This is a genomic window from Pantoea sp. GD03673, assembly GCF_029844725.1.
Taxonomy (GTDB): Bacteria; Pseudomonadota; Gammaproteobacteria; order Enterobacterales; family Enterobacteriaceae; genus Pantoea.
In genome coordinates this window covers 212,850-233,596 of sequence record NZ_JAOCKJ010000004.1, presented here as the reverse complement: position 1 = coordinate 233,596, position 20,747 = coordinate 212,850, and the positions used below count along the sequence as shown (strand labels likewise).

The following is a 20,747-nucleotide window of genomic DNA, read 5'->3' as shown; positions in this document are numbered from 1 at the left end:
CTTAACCTGAAAAAAGGGCATCAGGTGTACTGCTTATTACCTGACAGCCGCATTCACAGTAATACTGGTCAAAGGCCAGTTCGCCACCATCAGAACGCCATTGCGGTGTACTCCCTACAATACGATTGATGCCATGTCCCGTTTTAGGGCAACTGACTATATCGCCAATGCGGGATGCCATGATCCCGTCGATTCTGATGGTGGATGAAGCTGAGATCACTTCTCCACCGCTGTTGAGTTTATCGCCTTTGCGGATAATACCTTTGGTCATCAGAAGTCCATTTCAATAATAATAATAATAATAATCAACCCATTCTCTATAATCAGGCATGATTCGTTTCTGATTTTCCTGCCGTGATTTATGTTTTGATTTTTCTTTGGTGATTTTTTCTAAGTTGATTTTTTCTGGTTCTTTCATTTCTAATGCGGTGAAAATTCTTTGCGCCATGACATTGATTGGATTGGGTTTTTTCACATTCCGGTAATAAGCAAATGGTGATGCAATTATACAATAGGCCATCATCACTGTTGCGATGTAACCTAAGAATATAAAAAAGTTTTCATCAACACTGATGCCCGGAAAAAAAATGCCAAAAACACATACGAATGCAGCCATGCCAAATGGAAGATAAATGATACTTTTTAAATCCATCAAGGCCTTTGAATATATTGCCTGATAACAACGGGGAAACATAGATACTGTTCTTAACTTTGGTAATGCCAGTGCATAAACTTCGTAATGTCCGTTTTTGTCAATTGCAGCAAGTTCAATATAATCTCCTGGTATCGCTGTAGTTCTCCCTAGCCAGCCGTAGAAGGGTTTTCCATTAATTTTCCCTTTTACGAAATCATAGACATCAGCCTCTCGGATATCATCCTGAGAATGAACGGCGGCAGCGGCAGATTCCCCAACTGCAGCTAAAATCACACTGCCCCATAAACGGTTGCTCTCATTCCTTTCAAACTCTTCTGGTTCATATTCTCTGCCTGAAAAAAAACCTCTTGCTAACAAGATATCGATCTCTTCCAATACGCCGCTGACTTTTATCAGGGGCTGGCGTGGTGGCAATTCAGGTGTGGGCGGCTCTTTAGCCAGCAAAACATCAATTTCAACTATTTTTTTCTCTGATTCACTTATTTTATCTTTTGAGTCAATACTGCGCGGGTGGCTAGACAACCATTCCGAGTGAACTCTTATGTCGCTTTCGAGAGCTCTCTTTTCTTTTTTTAGCCTGTGGAAGTATAAAGCATCCTTCATTAAACGATCTTTCTTCATTCAATCACCTTTACCGCTTTGTTGAAAGCACTCTCTTGTTTTCTAAGTAACTCAGTTTTAACATCGAGGAGCTTAATTTTATCTGTAGATATTAACTCTGCTTCAGGATCTTCTCCAAACACACAAACTTCACACCAATCCTGAAGATCGTTGTCAGAGAAGTAAATCACTAGCTGCTCAATAATAAAAATTAATAACATAGCTTGCCAGGATGCTAAGAACGCTATAATCTGGTTTGTTAAAAGATGTGACGTACCGGTCAATAATATATTTCTGGCAGACATAATCTCCCTGTCAACAGCAAATTTCATTATGCCTTCTAAAGCTTTTAGCAAGGTCCCGGCGTCTACTAATACCTTTCCAGTAAATAACAGAATAAACTGCCAGCGACTTTTGCCATTAAATTCATTTATGCCACTGAAGACATCTATTCCTAGCATCAATGATGAAGCGGAGTTTGCTGCTGCATGACCAATCCATTTTATGTTTTTTGTGAAGTATGGGTTCTTGATGCCAGATTCTACAGCTGGTTCAATTACATCTGTGGCAACCTTTATTGTACTAAACAAACTAGAGTAAACGGTTAAACGAAGAAGTGAATTTTCAGGCTCTTTGTCCGCTTTAGAAGCTATATAAGAATACTCCAACATATTAAATGCAAAAAGCAACAGCTGGATGCTTGATTTTTTTATCGATTTTTTACCGTCAGCGCTTTTGGCAAAGTCATCAAAATTAATTTTATATTTGTTTGTTTTTGATATTTTTTCTGAGTCCCTCTCTCCTATTTTAAGATTGTCCAGTAACTGTTTCCTGAAAGCGTCAGCACTAACCAGTTGTGCTACTCCGCGTTCCACTTCCTCACTTACGGTCGCCACTCCTGCTGATACAGTAAACAACACTTTACTCAATAATTCATTCATCGTGTCTAATGATTTTCCCAACCGAGTAAAATTAAAAAACCGATCACCCAGAGTAGTCATTCGCCTGTCTGTCGCCAACATAACTCGTGACCATGCTGATGTAGGTGTTGGATTATTAGCTATTATGTCGTTCGCTTTTCCGTAAGCTTTTACAAATTTTCCTTCCAACTTTCCTGACGTGATAATATATGTCAGTTGGTCAGCTTTCTTATAGTTATCCTTATGCTGTTCCATCGCCTGTAGAAAGGACTGCGTTTCTGCAATGACTTCCGGGTTATTGAGCATAATTGACCGCCAGACGAAATTTCGCTCATTATTAGCGGAATACTGCTCGATTAGTTTATCCAGGAATTTCGTGCCAGCCTGTGTCAGATTGAGTGAAGCAAGCGCATAATCCACTGCTTCACGATAACTGAGGTTGTCTTCAACTTGTGTAGAGTAAAAATCCTGACTGCACACAACAAATGAGTTCTCATTCATCCATTTAATACGCAACTCTGCCAATGTTTCGAGTTTTTGCGCCAGCACTTCAAAGAAACGATTATTGCAATTATGAAAAGCCTGTCGTTTCTGCAGATTCAGTTTTTTTGTATACTTTTTCCATTCACTGGCATATTCATCTTCACTTTCCTTGAATGCTCTTTCAGACTCCCGCTTGCGCCACTCGGCAACCACAGCATCATCCACTTTATGTCCGTAGCGGTTGTACTTTTCCATCATCTGCTGGTTGTAATCCAGTCGGTCATTGGACTGAATTTTGGCACGGGCATTCTTTAGCGCATGTATTTGGTTTTCAGCGCCGTTCAACCAGCTATCGGAGGCAAATTCAATCGATAGATCATTCATCCATGACCTATGCAACGCAGCATAATCATCACTAAAACCCGTCAGCTCATGAGCAATACCAATCGGATCATGCAGGGCCATCACCAGCGGGGTAATTTCCTTACCATAACGATTTTTACCCTGTCCACGGCTTTGCAGTGCTTTCAGCGTGCGAGATACGTTGCCCGCGCGAAGCTTACTCCAGGCGTAAAGGGTGCCCTGCGGCTTAACGTCACGCTCTTCAAATGTATACCAGGGCGCAGACACTTCAGTCTGACTGATGCGTTTTACCGGGAGATTACACGGCAGCAAAAACATGGGGTTGGCGGGACCTGGCTGCTGATAGTCGAGGATATTGCCAATGCTGCCAGGCGATGCGGCAGTGACTCCGTCGGCATTGGCCGGTGCACTCCATTGCCATGACGCCAGACACTGCATCCGCTTTTCGCGCATTCCCTTGTCCTGTGCATAGCGGTCAAGCGTGACCAGGCCCCATTTAGAGGGCGAGAACGCAATCCAGGTATTACCCTGCAGCGCTTCTTCACTCAGCACCATCATCTCCATATTGGTGGCGCTGTGTTCAGGTGAGTGGCAGTCCGGCGTCTTTTTGGGCTGAGCATAGGCAGCGGCAGGCTGTTTCCACAGGCTGCCGTCCTCGCAAACGGACCAGCCGTCCCACTGCTGGTTGCTCTCGTAATAAACATAGACAAAACCCTGACGCAGGGCGCGTACCGCATAGTCGTAGCCTTCCGCATGTGGAAATTGGGTCGCTGGTGTCGCCCAGCCTGGAATGCCGGAGCGGATGTTGTCAGTGACTACGGCATAACGAGCCGGTAGCAAAGCCGGGCCGATTGATGCACAACGGGTGCAGAGTGATGCAGACATAACAGCTTCCTTCAGTATGTCGGGGGAGTCATGGAGGTTGTGACTAATTCATCACACATTTTCTTGCGCACGGTATCCGCCAGAAGCTGTGTACAGCTCTGATAGCTTGAGTGAGGGGCACGTTCCTGTGGCGAGAGCAGTATGCGCATATGAGGATGCAAATCGAACTGGCTGTGCCAGTGCAGGCAGTCAAGCGCCAGTGCCTGCTGGTCATTATCCTTTTCAAAGCCATGAAGCGATGCCGCTCTTTCAAAGGCGGCACGGACAGTCTGGATGGCCTCAATTTCCCCGTGGCGTGAAGATGCCATCCGATTAAAACGGTACTGTTCAAGCGTGCGATTAATTTTCCCAACGAGGGCAAGCGTTGCGGAATCTACATCAGACAGCGCCAGTGAAAATGTGTAGAGCGGATGGACTGAAGGTAGGTGCTCATGAATAACCGGCTGGCCATCACCATCGGCGTAAATCCAGCTGCGAATAACGCCCATCAATCGCTGTTGCTGCAGTCTGCTAAAATATAACCACAGCACGCTGTGTACCGCCGGGTCGTAATAACGCAACAAAAACCGGGAATGATCGTGAAGCCGCTGGATAGCCGTTTCACCTAACTGACGGGCAATGGTCTCTGCATCATGAGGGCTGGTGAGCCAGCCACATATGGCCCGGCCATTTCCCTGGCTCAGATGTTCCGGATGAATTTCATCAAGAGCAAACGCGAGACTGCTTTCCAGTAATGCAACGTGGTCGGCATTACGAATGTCCAGCGCCACCAGCCAGGGATAGCTGTCCGCACCCAGTTTTTCGTGTGGTAGTCGGACGGGAACGGGTCGCCGCTCCAGCAGCAAACGAATGAAGGGATGTTGCACATCTTCAGGCAGAGATACCGGATCCACCAGCAGGTAAAAGTTTTCATCAGAACCCGCCAGTGATTTATTAATAATGTCCCTGAATTTTTTCTTCTGCTGAGATTGTGCATCTGGACTGTAATCAAATGAAGTCATCATGATGTTTCCCGTTAAAGTGCCACGCCAGCATCTTTCCCGGCTGCAGCTTGGGTAACCATGGATGCACAGTGCTGAGGCAGGGTAATGCTTCCCTGTTGCGAAGCCGGTCCCAGCTTCTCCAGCGTGCCGCACTTCACGCTGACGTTGCCGTAACCACCGAGTGTGATGTTGCCGTCTTTCAGTTGCACCCACGCGCCGCCCGATTCCAGCAGCAGCTCGGTTTTAGCCGAAATCACCACCTTGCCTTCCTGACTGCTAATTTGCATATCCTTGTGCGCCAGCAGATTCAGCGCATCGCTCTGCGCCTGGATATCCACTTTCCCGGCAGCGGCATACAGCTTTATGCCCGCCATTTTGGCGAACAGGCTTAACGTGCTGCCCACGGCGATGCGCAGCGCTTTACCGATGCTGAAATCCGCATCCTGACCGCTGGTGGCAATCAGGTTCTGACCCGCCGCGAGCTGGATGCTGGCAGGAGTAACCTGCGCGATACCAGCTGGCGCAGAAAGCAGCAGCGCCTGCTGTTGCAGATTCTTCAGCGTGTCGTTGAGCAAATCGGTTTGTTTCTGGATGTCGGCGAGTTCCGCTTTTGCCATTTCTGCGGCGTGGCGCAGGCTCGATGCTTCCTGGCATGCCGCCTCCAGCTCCTGAACCGCCGGAGCCATATCCAGCAGTTTGCCCTGTGCGTGAGGCTGCGCATCGGCGGTGATAAACACGCCTTTCGCAGCACGCAGCACGCCGTGGCCGTCGGTGCGCAGCTCGGCACCTTCACCGCGCAACTCCTTAGCATCGTCATCCATGACGTTGAAGCCGAGATTAAGCTGCGATTTGCCGGAGTGCGGGGTAGAGAGGTGGATGTTCTCTTTCTGGCGTTCGTCCTGTAGTCGCAGTTCGTTGTGTGCCGGAGAGCGCAGAATGTTGCGCTTGTAGTTCTCAATCGTAACCAGGTCGGGATGAAGCGAGTCGTGCAGCGTAAAGGCGATAAACGGCTTATCCGGATGTCCGCCGTCGAACATCACCGAGACTTCTGTACCCGCCAGCAGCGGCAGGTGCAGACCGTAAGTGTCACCGGCATAGGGTCGTGCCAGACGCAGCCACGGGCTTTCACAGCCGGTTTTCCAGTCGGCCTGGTCGAAGTGGAACTTCACCCGGTAGCGGCCATGTTTGTCAATATGGCTGTAGATGTCGTTGCTGGTCAGACTGGTGATGCGAGCGGGTAACGGAACGGTGATACGCGGGCGCGGTTGTATAGCCGGTCGCCAGTTGAGGTGGGCTCGCCACGCCATCCCCTCGGCCCGCAGCTTATAGTGCGAACTGCGTGACGCTTCACTGTTGATAGCGGTAATCAGCATCCCCTCGTCAAATGCCGCGGGAACAGTGCCTTTGGGTTCGAGGATCTGACCGGGTGCAATAACCGTTGCGTTGCTTTCCAGGCTCAAACGGTGCTGATCGTTGAGGGCACACTCATGGCGCAGCCGGGAATAAAACTGGCCGCTTTCCGGCTGAACATTTTGCCCGGCATCTCTCTCGCCCGCAGCCAGATAGCCCTCCGCATACTGGTAATCATTACCACAGGTGATGCTGTCGTCATCGTGAGTGATATCCGCCAGTGTATCGAGCGTGTTACCGGCAGTGCGGTAGTTATAGTCCCGATGCGAAGCTGAGCGCTCTACCACCTGATGATGTGTCTGCAGATTCCACAGGGATTCAGCGCGACCGTCAAACATGCCTGCCGGATTGACCACAGGTACAGCTATGCCTGGCTGCCAGTCGCGTCCGCTGTCGGTGAAGATCACCACTTCATATTTGATCTCCTGATCCATTTCAAAGCGAAACCCGATCCCCACTTCTGACAGCAGGCAACTGATGAACTCAAAATCTGACTGCATAAACTGCGTGATCAGTTCCCGTTTCGGATAGCTTTGACGGAGCCGAAAATCAAATAGCCAGCCTGCCCAGTGGTGATTCTTACGCAGGATTTGCTCCACCACCTCGGCGACGGACAGGTTTTGATAAATGGCGGTACGGCGGGATTTGTCCAGTAGAGCGAGACGCGGGCGCAACGTCAGCGTGTAGGTTGCTTCATCACGTGAAGAGGAAATGCGGGAAAAGTGGGTGATGACGCCATGAACCGATCGCTGAACTTCGGGCTGGCTCGCAATGCGCAACGCGGTTTCCGGCAGGGACTGCATGATAAAGGTGACATTTTTCATCAGCACCGAAGACGGATCGATATCCTGGTTTACGCTGGTCAGCACGATTTCGTAGCGATAGCACTCGCTGAGCGCCTCGCGGGCCGTAAAGGATTCGACGTCCAGCGGAATATCGCTGCCTTTCACCTGCAGGTGGTAGCGGTTGAGCGTGGTGCCGTTGAGGACAGGGGGAAGCGTGGTCATGACATCATTCCTTGTATCGGTGACCTGGCGTTATGGCACGCTACCGCCCTTCGCTGTTTCCTGGGGCAGGGAACCAAAGCGCATCAGGTCGTCATCCATTTCACCCGGTGTATGGCTGGCTCACGGGTGTTGAAAGTCTGGTGGAGCTTTCAGCCCTAAAAGTTGCTGTTGAGAATGTGTGAAAGTGAATACGACAGGCCGTACCACAGGGCTGCGATGACAGCGGCAAGCAGCGCAATATGGAATCGCCCGGAGCGGAGCAAGCCATCACGGACACGAGGGCGAAGCTCGACGACCAGCGGTGCGGATTGCGGCGTATCAGCAGTGGGCACCAGCGCATCCAGTGACGCCATCAGCTCCCGGCGTTCATGCTGAAAATCGGGAGTGTGGCGACCAAATCCCATGGCGAAGATGCGTTGATACAGCACCAGCAGACGCATATCCGGCGCGGGTTGACGAAGCAGCATTTTGAGTTGGTCCGGGATCACTTCTCCGGCACGCATTTCACCGAGATAACGTGACTGAAGTGGCGCAGCCAGCCAGACGTGGTTTTCCTGTTGTGGCGCGCTGTTGAGTACTGTCTGATCAATAAGGCCGCACTGGGCATAGAGCACGTGGTAAATGAATTCATCGCTGGTCTGCCGGGCTTCGAGCTGCTCTTTCAGCGTTTCAACAAGCTTACAGCCACGACGATAAAAAGTGCTATCCCGCTGTAACGATGGGTTGTGCAACACGTCCATGACGAACAGGAAAGTATCCTGCATTTGCGTATCGAGGGTACTGGTTGTGATGTCGTGAGACGAAGACATTGTGGGCACCATCCTGGCAACTCCTGAGTGTTATTAATCCTTTATCCCAATCACAAATTTCATCGGGGAACATTGTCTCTGCTGACTTCGATCATGCTTCAGAGTTAATCATTCGACGGCATGTCAATCAGATTAACGCCAAAACTTCATTGCGGCTGATGATATTACACAAGGTGATAGTTAATCAAACTTACAGTTACAGCTTTTAGTACAAATTCGCTTCCACAAATCCTCGTTTTAGTTACCTGCAAAAGTTTCTCTTAACGACATCCTGTTATCAAAACCGGTTTACTGTGCTCGTTGATATTGAGCCCCAGGTTGAGGTTGAACCGTGTTTTCGTGGTTTTCAGATGCATCACCAGCCGCTCAAAAAATCGATCGATAAAAACGATTTAAACGATTTGTTGATCTGACCTGTTCCCCCTCGTGACTTTCACCTCAACTCTCCTCACTGGCTTTCACAACGCCTTTTTTTCCTCCCGCCGCAATGCCATGATAACCGCCTCATACCTATCCTCTTTGCCCAACACGCTAAAACAGGGAGCACTCCGTCATGGAAAGTAAAAAATTGACAGACATTGCTGAGGCCTTTCCTCAGTTAGCCATTGATCTGAAATACGCCACCGCTGACAACCTTACCGGGCGGCCGATCTACCGCGATGCGCGCTGTCTGCTGCATGTTGATGCGGCGAAGGCACTGGCGAAAAGTATCAACATCGCAAAGGTGGCGGGCTATTCGCTGCTGATCCTCGACGCATATCGGCCTCCCGCAGCGCAGGCAATGCTTTGGCAGGCTTGCCCGAATCAGGACTATGTCGCACCGCTCACGCGCGGATCACACCACAGTCGCGGCACAGCGGTTGACGTTACGCTCATCGATGAGCGCGGTGAGATCGTGGATATGGGCACCGGCTTCGATGAGATGAGCGAGCACTCCCATCCTTATCACCCAGCGGTGGCCGTTCAGGCACAGCGCAACCGGCTGATGCTTAATGCCATCATGCTGGGGGGTGGCTTCACCGGTATTGCAACCGAGTGGTGGCATTTTGAATTGCCCGGTTCAGAAAGTTATCCGCTGATTGACGGTGTATTTGGCTGTTATGCCTCAACGCAGGTCGAAAATATCAACCTCTGAAACGTGCTAAACAGTGTGATATCACGCGTGTGGGGGAAGTCGTATAGCATTTAAGTACAGAGGGGAGCGCGATTAAAATAGCAATTTCGGGCAGGATGAGGTCCGGGGGAAATTTAAATCGCATGTTTATCAGGTAATAAAGCAATAAGCCGTGACGGGTGCCACGGCTTGTTTTTTTATGCGGACTGCCACTCGCTTTCAACATCCGCTTTGGCTTTCGACAGGATGACTTTATTATCATCAACGTCTTTCACCCAGCTGAATGGAATAATGTGGTGTTTGCCGCCTGCTTCAGGATCGCTTTTCGCCAGCTTAATTTTGTCGTCGCCTTCGAAATGGTCAACAATTCCGACATGTTCGCCATTCACATCAACAACCTGTGCGTGATCCAGAATTTCTGATTTATCTACCATGTTGACTTAATCCTTATATTTGATGAGTTCAGTTGCCCTCAGACAAAACAAGCCTGGTTGTTAAACGAGGTTTGCGCCAGGCAATTAACAAAATGAAATAGTTAAGCCGACTGGACCTGAACGCGGTCATTTGTTTCCGCGACACGAAAAAAACGAAACCGCAAACCTGCCCCGACGTTCGCAATACCGGATCGGCTGTCATCAGTGCTTTCCACACCGGCATGATCAGATTTGCCACGTTCCTCTGCGGCTCCTGCTCTCATCAACGCTATGATAATCAGGCCAATCGCCGCGCACGGGTCTGTCTGAACGCAGGCGGTTTCACTTACACAAAGGAGTGCCTATGTCCTCAGTCAGTTCATTGACCACCGAAGGTGGCGTCTGGATTAATCAACCGCCGGTACACAGTCTGGATGGCGATACGTTGCAGTTTGAAACTGCGCTGAACAGTGATTTCTGGCAGCGCACCTGGTACGGCTTCGAACGGCACAGCGGTCATGCTTTTGGCTTCCGGGTGGAACACGATTTTACCGTTCAGGTGCAGGTGAGGGCAGACTTCAGTCAGCTCTACGATCAGGCTGGCCTGTTTATTCAGGACAGCGAAACGCAGTGGGTGAAGGCGGGCATTGAGTTTAACGATGATCAGCCCGCCATCGGCAGCGTGGTCACGCGTGAGTTTTCAGACTGGTCTACCGGGGTGTTTCCCGGTGATGCGCGACAGTTATGGATGCGTGCCACGCTGGAAAATGCGGTACTGAGAATTCAGTACTCTGCTGACGGCCTGACGTGGCCGCTGTTGCGGCTCTGCCCGTGGCCGGGTCAGACGCAGCGTTTTGTCGGCGTGATGGGCTGCTCGCCTGAACGCGAGGGGCTGGCGATCAGTTTCAGCAACTTCACGCTGGGTCCGCCGCTCGGCAAAGCGCTGCATGACCTTTCCTGACGTCATTGCATATCCTCGCGGAATCAGCTTAATTGTCAGGTCCGACTTTGCGGTGACGCGTCGCCCGGACAGGACGACGCCTTTACAGGGAAAGCTATGCGTTGTGCCTACGTGTTTACCAGGCTGCTGGTCATCATCTGCTGTGCCGGATGGGCAGGGCAGGCCGCAGCCGATACCGTCTGGCTGAATAACGGTGACCGGCTGACCGGCACGATCCGTTACCTCAGCGAGGGCAAGCTGGCGATAGAGACGCAATATGCGGGCACCGTCACTCTGGACTGGAAGGCAGTCAGTACACTCGCCAGCGATAATCCGGTCAATGTGGAAAATAAACAGACCGGCGAACACTATCAGGTGCGGCTCTCTTCGTCCGATCCCGGCTATGTCTGGGTGGAACGCAATGAGCAGGAGCAGCAGGTCTCCGTCAGGCGCATCGATGAGTTTATGAAAGCCAAAGTGCGCAGCGATCAGCTCGCCTGGACCGGTAACATTGATGCTGGTGTGAAGGTTAAAAAGGCCTCGACCAAAACCGACGACTACAGCTTTGCGCTTAACACTAAGCTGAATCAGGGAAAATGGCGGCACGACATCGGTGCAACCTACAATCGCGAGCAGGAAAATGCGAACGTCAACACCGATAACTACAGCCTGCGCTACGCCGTTGACTACCTGTTCAGGGAGCAGTTTTTCTGGCAGACCCGCGCCACCTATAAGCGCGACTGGGTAGAGAATCTGTCGCGCCAGGCACTGATCGGCACCGGTCCGGGCTATCAGCTGTGGGACACCGAACTCAGCGCGTTCTCACTTTCCGTGCTGGGCGGTGCCTTTGAATATGGCTACAGCGACGATCGCGAAGAGCGGCACTTTGGCGGCTCGCTGCGCTGGAACTATCAGCGCTATCTGCTGGGTAAATCGGTCACGCTTTACAGCAACGGCGATGTTGGTCATTCCCTGGATGATGACGGGGTCTTTATGCTGGATGCGGAAGTCGGCCTGCGTTACAGCCTGACCTCCTGGTCCACCCTGCATCTTGGCTATCATCGCAATCTGGTCAGCGGCATTCCCGATACGCTGAACGAGGGCATTTTCTCCACCGGATTAGGGCTGAAGTGGTAACCCGCTGATCGCACAGCATCGCAGCAAATCCTTACTGTTTTTATCCGGTTACAGGCCCGGCTTTAGCTAAGCTGCATGTACTGTCACAACGGGAATGCAGAAGATGATCGTAAGCAGCAGGGTTTACCGTCCGGGATGTGTGGGCGAAGATGTTGACGTTGAAGATATCAGTGACGTTATTAAAGAGCCGGAGGCGTTTATCTGGCTCGGGCTGTGGCAGCCAGACGCTGAATTTATGGCGAAGATTAAAGAGGAGTTCGGCCTGCACGAACTGGCGGTTGAGGATGCGCTTAATGCCCATCAGCGACCTAAAATCGAACATTACGGCGAATCACTGTTTATCGTGGTCAAGACGGTATGCGCAAAGGATGACAGCTGCGAACTGGGCGAAACCCATTTCTTTGTCGGAAAAAACTTCCTGATCAGCATCCGTCATGGCGCATCGGAAAGCTATACCCCGGTGCGACAGCGGGCGTCTGAAAATCCGGCCCTGCTGAAGTTTGGCCCCGCTTATCCGCTCTACTGCCTGCTCGACTTTATTGTTGACCGTTATGCTGAGCTCTCCACCTCGCTCAATGAACGGGTCGGGCAGATGGAGAACGATCTCTTCACCAGCGAATTTGACCGTCAGTCAGTTCAGTCGGTTTACACCATGCGGCGTCACCTGCTGTCGCTCCGCAATGCAGCACAGCCCGTGGAGGAGATCTGCAATCAGCTTATCCACCTGCACGAAGATCTGATCCCGCGTCCGCTGCGCGCCTACATCCGCGACGTTCAGGACCACGCCCGCCATGTGGTCACCGACGCAGAAGATATGCGCGAGATGCTGACCAGTGCCATGCAGGTCAATCTGGCGCTGGTGACGGTGCAGCAAAATGAAGTGGTCAAAAAGCTGGCAGGCTGGGGGGCGATCCTGGTCATTCCGACCGTGGTGTTCAGTATGTACGGCATGAACTTTGAGCATATGCCGGAACTGAAATCGCTTTATGGCTATCCGCTGGCGGTAGGACTGACGCTGGTGGCCTGTGGCGGACTCTGGGCCAGACTGCGACGCTCCGGCTGGCTGTAAGCGGACCTGCTGATGACGGCGGGGCCGGATTAATTATCCGCCTCGCTTAATTTTATTTTCCTTTATTTAAGCGCAGCGAGAACTGTCAGCAATAATAACCGCCTTTCACCTCTTTCCGCTCAGCCACAATAAATTCATCTTCATCATGATTGTTATTATCCCGCCACCGGAACTGGCTGTTTTTTATTTCTTCACTACGATAAACAGATAATAAACTTTCTGCTGGCGAAGGAATCCCGATGCTGACGTCGTGCAGCCCCAGCAGGCTCGATCATGTTTCTGCCAGGAGATTTCGATGAAAGTAAGGCTGCCTGCTGCGTGCCTCTCCACGCCAGGCACTTCTCCCAGCGTCTCTGCGCCGGAAACCCCCGCATGAATGACAGTGACTGGGTTTTGACGATCGCCCGGACGCAGTTTGCGCTGACCATGGGCATGCATATCACGCTGGCGGCGCTGACGCTGGGGCTGGCACCGTTCCTGGTCTGGTTTGAGGCGCGCTGGCTGTGGGGAAAGCAGCAGGCCGCCCGGGATGCCCTTCACTTCTGGCTGAACCTCTTTTCCCTGACGGTAGCGATTGGTGCCGCCTCGGGTGTCGTCATGGAGTTTCAGTTTGGTACGCACTGGGCGCGCTTTTCGCATCAGGTCGGCGGCGTGATTGGACCCTTAATGTTTTATGAGGTGCTGGTCGCCTTTTTTCTTGAATCAGCCCTGACCGGAGTGATGCTGTTTGGCTTCAATAAGATTCGGCCCGGTGTGCATTTTGCCGTGACCTGTCTGGTGGCGGCCGGGGCGCTGCTTAGCGCCTTCTGGATTCTGGCCGCCAATTCGTGGATGCAGACGCCGGTCGGATTTACGCGCAACGAGCAGGGTGTTTTTCTGGCTGAAAGCTGGCGGTCAATTTTGCTGGCTCCCTCTTTTCCGTGGCGCTTCAGTCATATGGTGGTGGGATCACTGATTGCCGTCGCGGTGTTGATGATGGGCGTTGCGGCCTGGCGACTTCGGCATTTTAAGGGTGAGCCGGCTTCGCGACTGATGCTCAACAGCGCGCTGACCTTTCTGCTGTTTGCCGTTCCGCTGCAGATCGTCCTTGGCGATCTTCACGGTGAAAATACCCGCGACTATCAGCCTGCCAAACTGGCCGCGATGGAAGGCAGCTGGCATCCCCCTCCGCAGGGGGAGGGGGAACCGTTGCGCCTGTTTGCGTTACCGGACCAGCAGGCGCAGCGTAACCATCTGGAAGTGAGCCTGCCCGCTCTCGGCTCGCTCTATCTGCGGCACAACCTCTCCGGCCACATCAAAAGCCTGAGTGACTTTCCTGCAGAAGCCATTCCCCCCGTGCTGCCGGTCTTTTTCGCCTTCCGCCTGATGGTGGGGCTGGGTGGGGTGATCTTACTGACCACGCTGGTGGCTAATTTTCAGCGCTGGCGTGGGCGGCTGGCCGCATCAGGGCGCTTACTGCGCTGGATGGCATGGCTCTCGCCTGCGGGCTTTATCGCCCTGCTGTCTGGCTGGGTCGTGACCGAAGTGGGGCGTCAGCCGTGGACGGTCTACGGCATGTTACGCACCGAACAGAGCGTTTCACCGCTGTCGCTCGGTGCCACGCTGACCATTTTCGGGGCGGTGCTGCTGATCTACCTTCTGGTCTTCGCCCTGGGCTTACACTACCTGCTGCGCCGGGTTAAGGGCGAACTGCCGTCAGGGCAGCCGGTGGTGATTGCGCTAAAAACGCCGGATTAGGAGTCTGTGATGGCCGATCTCTCTGCGCTGATTATCTGTCTTTCTCTGCTGCTTTATCTGCTCCTGGATGGCACTGATCTGGGCGTGGGAATGCTGTTTTGCTGGTTCCACGATGAGGAGCAGCGTGAACTGATGACGCACAGTATTTTGCCGGTCTGGGATGCGAATGAGACCTGGCTGGTGCTGGCGGCAGGCGCACTGCTGGCGCTGTTTCCGCCGGTCTATGCCCAGCTGTCCAGCCAGCTGAGCGTGCCGCTGTTTGCCATGTTACTGGCGTTGCTGGTCCGGGCGATGGCGCTGGAATACCGCGCCCAGAGCGCGTCGCGGCTGCGTCACTGGCTGGACCGCATCATGGCCGGAAGTTCAGCGCTGGCGACCTTTATTCAGGGATGGTGTGCCGGAATGATCATCAGCGCGCAGCCGCAAACCGGCCTGCCGGATGGTCTGAGCCTGATTCCGCTCATCAGCGGCGCGGGCCTGATGGCGATCAATTCACTGCTGGCCTGCTGCTGGATCGGCTGGCGTATTGGCGATAGGGTTCAGCCGCTGGCAGCGGCACAGAGCTGGCTGTGGTGGCTGCTGGCGCTGATAATCTTTCTTGTTGAAGGCTATCTCAATGCAGATATCTGGCAGCAAAGCTGGCAGCGGTGGCCGGGTAAGGTCGCCGCTGTGGCGATGATAATACTCTGGATCGCCGTGCCTGTGGCCTTATGGCGCGCCAGGCCGCTGTTCCCGCTCATCCTGACGCTGATGCTGATCGGCGCCGTGTTTACCGGCCTGCTGTGCGGCCTCTACCCGTGGCTGGTGCCACATCAGTTCAGCATCAGTGAAAGCGCGTCATCGCCGGTCACACAGCGCTTTGTGCTGGTGGGGGCTGCAATTGCCATGCCGCTGACGCTGCTGTATCACAGCTGGTCGTTCTGGGTTGAGCGTCGGGCGAAATAACGGCTGTCCACGATGCTTCAGACGGTGAGCCATCGGGACGGGTGTGCTGAGAGGAGAGACGAACAGCATGAAAAAAGAACAGACAGCGGCCGTGGATAGCCCGATAAAAGAGGATCTCCGCTGGGTTCGCCGCGAATGGCTGATTCAGCGGGCAGGGGTGTATCTGTTAATCCTGGTGGTCATTCTGGGTGCATGCGGCCTCTTTTCTAAAGGCGTGCTGAGTGACAGCAGCGCCCGCTCGCCGGATGGCACCCTTGAGGTGGCGTATGAGCGGTTTGGCCGCGTTGACAGCAATATGGCTATGCGTATTCGCTACACTGCACCGGTAACCGACCACTTTACTGTGACGATTGGCGCGGGCGCACTGGATAACCTGCAAATCCAGACGCTGCAGCCTCAGCCGCTGGAGGCGGTCACGATCGGCAGCGATCTGCGGCTGACCTTTTCCACCCGCGACACCGGACCGGATCACGCCATCTGGCTCGGTCTGCAGCCACATGATCCGGGCCGCATTCATGTCGCCATTAACGGCGATGACCATCCTCCGGTCCGCTTTACCCAATGGATCTATCCCTGACAGAGGCGCGTTATGGAAACGGTATTACGTGCGGCAGCCATTTACCTGGTGCTGATGGTGGTGTTCAAAATTGCTGGCAGACGCACCCTGTTGCAGATGACCTCTTTCGATCTGATTCTGCTGCTGATCATCAGTGAAGCGACCCAGCAGGCGCTGCTGGGCGACGATTTTTCGGTGACGGGTGCGGCGCTGACCATTATCACGCTGGTCACAATAGATATTTTGCTGGGCAAACTGAAAAGTCGTTTTCCGGTAGTAGAACAGGCGATCGATGGCGGCCCGGTGATCCTGGTGGAAAATGGCAATCTGCTGACCGAGCGCATGAAGATGACCGGTATTGATCCTGACGATGTGCTTGAAGCGGCACGCTCCGGTCCGGGGCTGGAGCGATTCGATCAGATCAAATATGCGGTGCTGGAGGTGAACGGCCATATTTCGATCATTCCCCGTGCGGAAAAGTAGCCTGACCCCCGTAAGGATTCGCCGGGCTGCGGGCTCTGCGCCCGGTCAACGCCGATCGTGCTCTTTTCCTTGTTATTCTGCGGATTTGCGCCAGGCTCTTTAATCAATCCACGTTTTATTATCCGAGCTGGCCTGACACTCAATCAGCGTTATGCTTCACAGTCAGGTTTAAAGTGAATGAATTTACCCGTTTTACCTTCTATCCGGTCACAGGCTGGCACATCGGGCCGCTGAACGGTCATCAGGCGCTGGTGCTGCAGTTCGGCTATGTCGATCCGGCAGCCACTCAGGAACAGCCTTTGCAGGAGACGCTCTTTTTTGGTCTGACGATCGAGATGGCAAAAGCGCTGGTCAGCAGCCTTTCCGAACAGATCGACATTGCCGAGAAAAAGGGGAGCAGGCATTGATTCCCGGGCACTTCCTTATCTGACGGATTCACCGTCGGGCGCATAAACCTGCAGCGCACGCGCGATCAGGCGGAAATGCGCAGGGGTCTGTCCGATAATTTCGCCGTCTGCATTGATGTAATGAGGACGGCGCGTCTCAATGGTCACTTCTGTTGTGCTGAACGCCCGCACGTTACGCCAGCGGCCGTGGGTGCCACGCCGCAAAAAGGGCAGCAGCGCAATCAACTGCCAGCTGTGCTGTAACTCCAGGCTGTAGACATCCAGTAACCCATCATCGGGTGTTGCGCGCTGTTCGACCGTCATGCCGCCACCGTAAAAACGACCGTTGCCCACCGACACCTGAACCGTTTTGATCGGCACCCGCTGGCCCTGATGCACCAGCGTGGCGCTGAACGGGCGGCTCTGCCGCAGCAGCCGCAACGCCGCCAGGGCATAGCCGCCTACTCCCCAGCGTTTTTTGGATTCAGCCGTGAGATTACGCGCCAGCTCTGCCGAGAAACCAATGCTGGAGACGTTAAGAAACAGGTGCTGATTCACTTCACCCAGATCCACAGCGCGCAGTCGCCCGTCTGCAATAATCTTCACCGCCTGTTCCAGGCTGGCGGGAATGCCCAGCGTACGGGCAAAATCGTTGGCAGTGCCCAGCGGTAAAATCCCCAGCGGCAGGCCGGTCTGCATGAGTCCTGGTGCCGCCGCGTTGAGCGTGCCGTCGCCGCCGCCGACAATCACCGCATCGACGCGATCGGCATAAGCTGCGATTAACGCGCTGTAGCTGCGGGTCTCCTCCTCGTCCGGGTGCAGCAGCGTAAACCCGGCCTGCGCCAGCAGCGTCTCCGCCCGGCTGGCCTCCGTGCGTCCTTTGCGTGAGCGCCGGTTAATCAACAGCAGGGCGGTTCTTTCATCGTCAGGCATACTTTTGCGTCATCCTGTTGTCAGAATAGGGGAACGAGACGGCAAGTACAGCATCGGCATGACCCGTGAACAACCCTGTTTGCGCGACTTTACGAACCCGGTGCGTGCCATAAGTGGCGATAAAGATCGTCTACATTGCTTAGGATCAGTTCCACTTTGAGGTGTTGCAATGACCGAAAACGAATTCAGAAAAGTGTTAGCCGAACAGGGCTTTGATGAGCCGTTACTGATTGAGCGGGCCGCTTCAGCCCGGCTTGATAATCACGTCCATCCTTTTGAAGCGCTGGCCCTGATTCTCAGGGGCGACATCACCATCAGTACCGAGCAGGGCGACATCACCTATCATCCCGGTGAGACGTTTCATCTGCAGCCGAATGAACTGCATCGTGAGGCGTTCGGACCCCAGGGCGTCAGCTATCTGGCGGGGCGTAAATATGAGTGACTGGCAATCAGCATGACGATTTCTGACGATCTTTTTACCCGGCTGGCACGGTCGCCGTTTCGTCGGCGTTTTCGGCTGGGACGCGCTGAATATGAGTATGCAGGCAGCAAAGGCGAGCCGGTTTTACGACAGCATGCCGCAGCATTTGTGGCACAGCGACTGGCTCCTGCTCAGCCTGAAAACGATGGAAAACAGACGCCAATGCGCGGCCATCCGGTTTTTATTGCGCAGCACGCCACCGCGACCTGCTGCCGTGGCTGTCTGAGTAAGTGGCATAACATCGGGCAGCACCAGCCGCTGAGCGCGGAACAGCAGGACTATGTGGTTAGCGTGCTATTGCAGTGGATTACCCATCAGATGCAGCAGCCTGCACCGCCTGCTCGCGTGAGCCGAAACCCGCCGAAAACGGACGACGATCCACAGCTTGCCCTCTGGTGATGGGTAAAAAAACTACAGTCAGCGGCTTTTTCTGGTGAAAACTGGCCCTTTTTCATTCCTGGTTTATTCTTAAATCTTTCCTGGGAACGCTATGCCAGGATTAAAACCTACACGGCAACAACGAATACAGAGGGAATTATGAAGAAATCAATTATTGCACTGTCTGCTATTTTGCTGGCCTCGCCAGTATTTGCTGCTACCACCACCGATAACACCGTTGCGGAAGCGCATAAAGGCGCTGACACCGCGAAAGAAAAACTGCATCAGACCCAGAATGAAGGCAAAGAGCTGAAGCTGAAGTCTGAGCATGCCGCTGAAGGCAAAAGCCACACCACCGGGAGCAAAATCACCGAAGGTGCTCAGAAAGGCTGGCACAAAACCAAAGAAGGCACTGAGAAAGGCTGGGATAAAACCAAGCAGGGTGCTGAAGAGCTGAAAAACAAAGCGACCAACTAAGGCGCTGGTTTTCAGGTTAAAAAAAACCCACCGCAAGGTGGGTTTTTTTATGGGCCGATCGGAATTACGCTTTGTTTTCCGCTGCCTTTCTTTCTGCGGCTTCTCTTTCCGCCGCCGCTAATGCCGACACTTTTATTTCCGCTTCAGCGGCCGCATCGGCTGCGGCAGCCGCCGCTTCAGCGGCTGCTTCGGCCGCAGTCTCGGACTGCTTTTTGCCTTCTTCAATCACCTCTTCGTCGATGACTTCAATATTCTCGCGGTTATCGCGGCCGGAGAGCAGATTCCAGCAGGCGATAAACAGAGCAGCAATGACCGGACCGATAACAAAACCGTTGATGCCGTAAATTTCCATGCCGCCCAGCGTGGCGATCAGGATCATATAGTCAGGCATTTTGGTGTCTTTGCCGACCAGCAGCGGACGCAGGATATTATCCACCAGACCGACAATCACCACGAAGAAACCGACCAGAAACAGCCCTTTCCACAGTGCGCCGGTCGCGAAGAAGAAGACTGCGGCAGGCACCCAGATAATGGCGGAACCGACCGCCGGGATCAGGGAGAGGAACGCCATCAGGGCACCCCACAGCAGGCTGCCATCGATGCCGGTAAACCAGAACGCCAGCCCGCCGAGAATACCCTGCACGACACCGACCACCACTGTGCCTTTCACCGTCGCACGCGCCACGGCAGCAAACTTCACCATCAGGTGATGTTTCACGTAAGTGGATAGCGGCAATGCCTCCAGAATCAGATGCACCAGATAGGAGCCATCTTTCAGCAGGAAGAACAGCAGATAGAGCATGATGCCAAAGCCGACGGTGAAGCTGAACGTGCCTCTGCCAATGATAAAGGCGCTGCCCGCAACATACTGACCGCCCTTAAGCGCAAACGAGGAGAGCTTCTGCTGAATCTGTCCGGCGTTATCCAGATTATTTTCAGCCAGGAAATGCTTCGCCCAGCGCGGCAGATGTTGCAACAGATCGGCGAAGACCGCCGGGAACTGCGATGAGTTGGTCTGCAGTTTGTGATAGACCGCATTGGTTTCAACCACCAGCGAAGAGGCGATAATCGCCAGCGGCGTGAACACAATCAGGCAGATACAGAGCAGGGTAATCAGCGCGGCCACGCCGTTGCGATCACCCAGTCGGTTGCGCAGCCAGCTTTTCAGCGGATGGAAAATAACAGCCAGAATCGCCGCCCATAAAATCGGCGAAAAATAGGGCGAAAGCACCTCGAAAAACGCGACGGTGGCGATAGCCAGAATCAAAATGAAAAACCCGATGTTCAATCCTTTAAAACGCATGGAAAAACCTCATCTGGAACAAACTCTGATAAACCCGCCGCACGAATTTGCTGCGTCTGGCTTTGCTTACGCAGCGGCCTCGTCACAAATGAACGGTCAGGCTTTGCTCATTAAATGCTGATACTGGCAGCATCATGCTGGCTAACTCGTTGAAAGGTCTTGCAGAAGTGATGAACGGATAATGTGCGTTCGCTGCGTGACTTCCGGCCGGTAGCAGGCTGCCTCTGACTGCAGCGCGCTGAATCCTACATTAGCGTAGCGGTTTCGACCATTATTGGTA

General features: G+C 53.3%; 21 protein-coding genes. 12 read left to right on the top strand and 9 right to left on the bottom strand.

All coding sequences use genetic code 11. From position 1 onward, the window contains the following. Position 1: 1 nt before the first annotated feature. From N5J69_RS09280 to N5J69_RS09255, 6 genes are all read right to left on the bottom strand, one after another. Positions 2–271 carry a PAAR domain-containing protein gene (locus N5J69_RS09280; protein ID WP_279769768.1) on the bottom strand — a complete coding sequence of 90 codons (270 nt, stop codon included), beginning with the start codon at positions 269–271 and terminating at the stop codon, positions 2–4. 12 nt (positions 272–283) lie between these two features. After that, positions 284–1,276, bottom strand: coding sequence for a putative type VI secretion system effector (locus N5J69_RS09275; RefSeq protein ID WP_279769766.1), 993 nt, complete (start codon positions 1,274–1,276; stop codon positions 284–286). Beyond that, complete coding sequence (locus tag N5J69_RS09270) at positions 1,273–3,906, bottom strand: T6SS effector BTH_I2691 family protein (RefSeq protein WP_279769765.1); 2,634 nt, start codon at positions 3,904–3,906, stop codon at positions 1,273–1,275. Before N5J69_RS09270 ends, N5J69_RS09275 begins: the two co-directional genes overlap by 4 nt. An 11-nt stretch (positions 3,907–3,917) precedes the next feature. Beyond that, positions 3,918–4,910: a DUF4123 domain-containing protein gene (locus N5J69_RS09265; protein WP_279769763.1), complete on the bottom strand. Its 993-nt coding sequence runs from the start codon at positions 4,908–4,910 to the stop codon at positions 3,918–3,920. Positions 4,911–4,921: 11 nt separating this feature from the next. Beyond that, positions 4,922–7,306: a type VI secretion system Vgr family protein gene (vgrG, locus tag N5J69_RS09260; protein WP_279769762.1), complete on the bottom strand. Its 2,385-nt coding sequence runs from the start codon at positions 7,304–7,306 to the stop codon at positions 4,922–4,924. Between the two features lie 155 nt (positions 7,307–7,461). After that, a complete protein-coding gene (locus N5J69_RS09255) occupies positions 7,462–8,115 on the bottom strand; it encodes a DotU/TssL family secretion system protein (RefSeq protein WP_279769761.1) in 654 nt (217 codons plus the stop codon). 553 nt (positions 8,116–8,668) lie between these two features. Between N5J69_RS09255 and ddpX the strand changes: the two genes are divergently transcribed. After that, positions 8,669–9,250, top strand: coding sequence for a D-alanyl-D-alanine dipeptidase (ddpX, locus tag N5J69_RS09250; protein WP_279769760.1), 582 nt, complete (start codon positions 8,669–8,671; stop codon positions 9,248–9,250). Positions 9,251–9,426: 176 nt separating this feature from the next. On the opposite strand, the gene N5J69_RS09245 is transcribed toward ddpX, so the two are convergent. Then, positions 9,427–9,663 carry a DUF2171 domain-containing protein gene (locus N5J69_RS09245; RefSeq protein WP_098051257.1) on the bottom strand — a complete coding sequence of 79 codons (237 nt, stop codon included), beginning with the start codon at positions 9,661–9,663 and terminating at the stop codon, positions 9,427–9,429. A 343-nt stretch (positions 9,664–10,006) separates the two neighbouring features. On the opposite strand from N5J69_RS09245, the gene N5J69_RS09240 reads away from it, so the two are divergent. The 8 genes from N5J69_RS09240 to N5J69_RS09205 all read left to right on the top strand — a co-directional run bounded on the left by N5J69_RS09240 (position 10,007) and on the right by N5J69_RS09205 (position 16,916). After that, positions 10,007–10,603 carry a DUF1349 domain-containing protein gene (locus tag N5J69_RS09240; protein ID WP_279769757.1) on the top strand — a complete coding sequence of 199 codons (597 nt, stop codon included), beginning with the start codon at positions 10,007–10,009 and terminating at the stop codon, positions 10,601–10,603. A 96-nt stretch (positions 10,604–10,699) separates the two neighbouring features. After that, the gene (locus N5J69_RS09235; protein WP_279769756.1) at positions 10,700–11,719 is read left to right on the top strand and encodes a DUF481 domain-containing protein; all 1,020 of its coding nucleotides are present in this window, start codon (positions 10,700–10,702) and stop codon (positions 11,717–11,719) included. 103 nt (positions 11,720–11,822) lie between these two features. Beyond that, a complete protein-coding gene (locus tag N5J69_RS09230; protein ID WP_279769755.1) occupies positions 11,823–12,788 on the top strand; it encodes a magnesium and cobalt transport protein CorA in 966 nt (321 codons plus the stop codon). A gap of 372 nt (positions 12,789–13,160) precedes the next feature. Continuing rightward, positions 13,161–14,525, top strand: coding sequence for a cytochrome ubiquinol oxidase subunit I (locus N5J69_RS09225; RefSeq protein ID WP_279769753.1), 1,365 nt, complete (start codon positions 13,161–13,163; stop codon positions 14,523–14,525). Positions 14,526–14,534: 9 nt separating this feature from the next. Then, positions 14,535–15,470: a cytochrome d ubiquinol oxidase subunit II gene (locus tag N5J69_RS09220; RefSeq protein ID WP_279769751.1), complete on the top strand. Its 936-nt coding sequence runs from the start codon at positions 14,535–14,537 to the stop codon at positions 15,468–15,470. Between the two features lie 67 nt (positions 15,471–15,537). Beyond that, entirely contained in the window at positions 15,538–16,047 is a 510-nt protein-coding gene (locus tag N5J69_RS09215; RefSeq protein WP_279769750.1) for a hypothetical protein, read from the top strand. Positions 16,048–16,059: 12 nt separating this feature from the next. Further along, positions 16,060–16,509 carry a YetF domain-containing protein gene (locus tag N5J69_RS09210; RefSeq protein ID WP_279769748.1) on the top strand — a complete coding sequence of 150 codons (450 nt, stop codon included), beginning with the start codon at positions 16,060–16,062 and terminating at the stop codon, positions 16,507–16,509. A gap of 173 nt (positions 16,510–16,682) precedes the next feature. Beyond that, complete coding sequence (locus tag N5J69_RS09205; protein ID WP_279769746.1) at positions 16,683–16,916, top strand: hypothetical protein; 234 nt, start codon at positions 16,683–16,685, stop codon at positions 16,914–16,916. Positions 16,917–16,931: 15 nt separating this feature from the next. Here N5J69_RS09205 and N5J69_RS09200 read toward each other — a convergent pair whose 3' ends face one another. Continuing rightward, the gene (locus tag N5J69_RS09200) at positions 16,932–17,828 is read right to left on the bottom strand and encodes a lipid kinase (RefSeq protein ID WP_279769744.1); all 897 of its coding nucleotides are present in this window, start codon (positions 17,826–17,828) and stop codon (positions 16,932–16,934) included. 169 nt (positions 17,829–17,997) lie between these two features. On the opposite strand from N5J69_RS09200, the gene N5J69_RS09195 reads away from it, so the two are divergent. The 3 genes from N5J69_RS09195 (at position 17,998) to N5J69_RS09185 (ending at position 19,164) form a co-directional block, all read left to right on the top strand. After that, positions 17,998–18,270, top strand: a complete 273-nt coding sequence (locus N5J69_RS09195) for an AraC family ligand binding domain-containing protein (RefSeq protein WP_279769742.1) — start codon at positions 17,998–18,000, stop codon at positions 18,268–18,270. A 12-nt stretch (positions 18,271–18,282) separates the two neighbouring features. Further along, entirely contained in the window at positions 18,283–18,708 is a 426-nt protein-coding gene (locus N5J69_RS09190) for a DUF4186 domain-containing protein (protein WP_279769740.1), read from the top strand. Positions 18,709–18,846: 138 nt separating this feature from the next. Beyond that, a complete protein-coding gene (locus N5J69_RS09185; protein WP_150012385.1) occupies positions 18,847–19,164 on the top strand; it encodes a hypothetical protein in 318 nt (105 codons plus the stop codon). Positions 19,165–19,228: 64 nt separating this feature from the next. On the opposite strand, the gene N5J69_RS09180 is transcribed toward N5J69_RS09185, so the two are convergent. Beyond that, a complete protein-coding gene (locus tag N5J69_RS09180) occupies positions 19,229–20,467 on the bottom strand; it encodes an AI-2E family transporter (protein WP_279769737.1) in 1,239 nt (412 codons plus the stop codon). Positions 20,468–20,747: the final 280 nt, after the last annotated feature.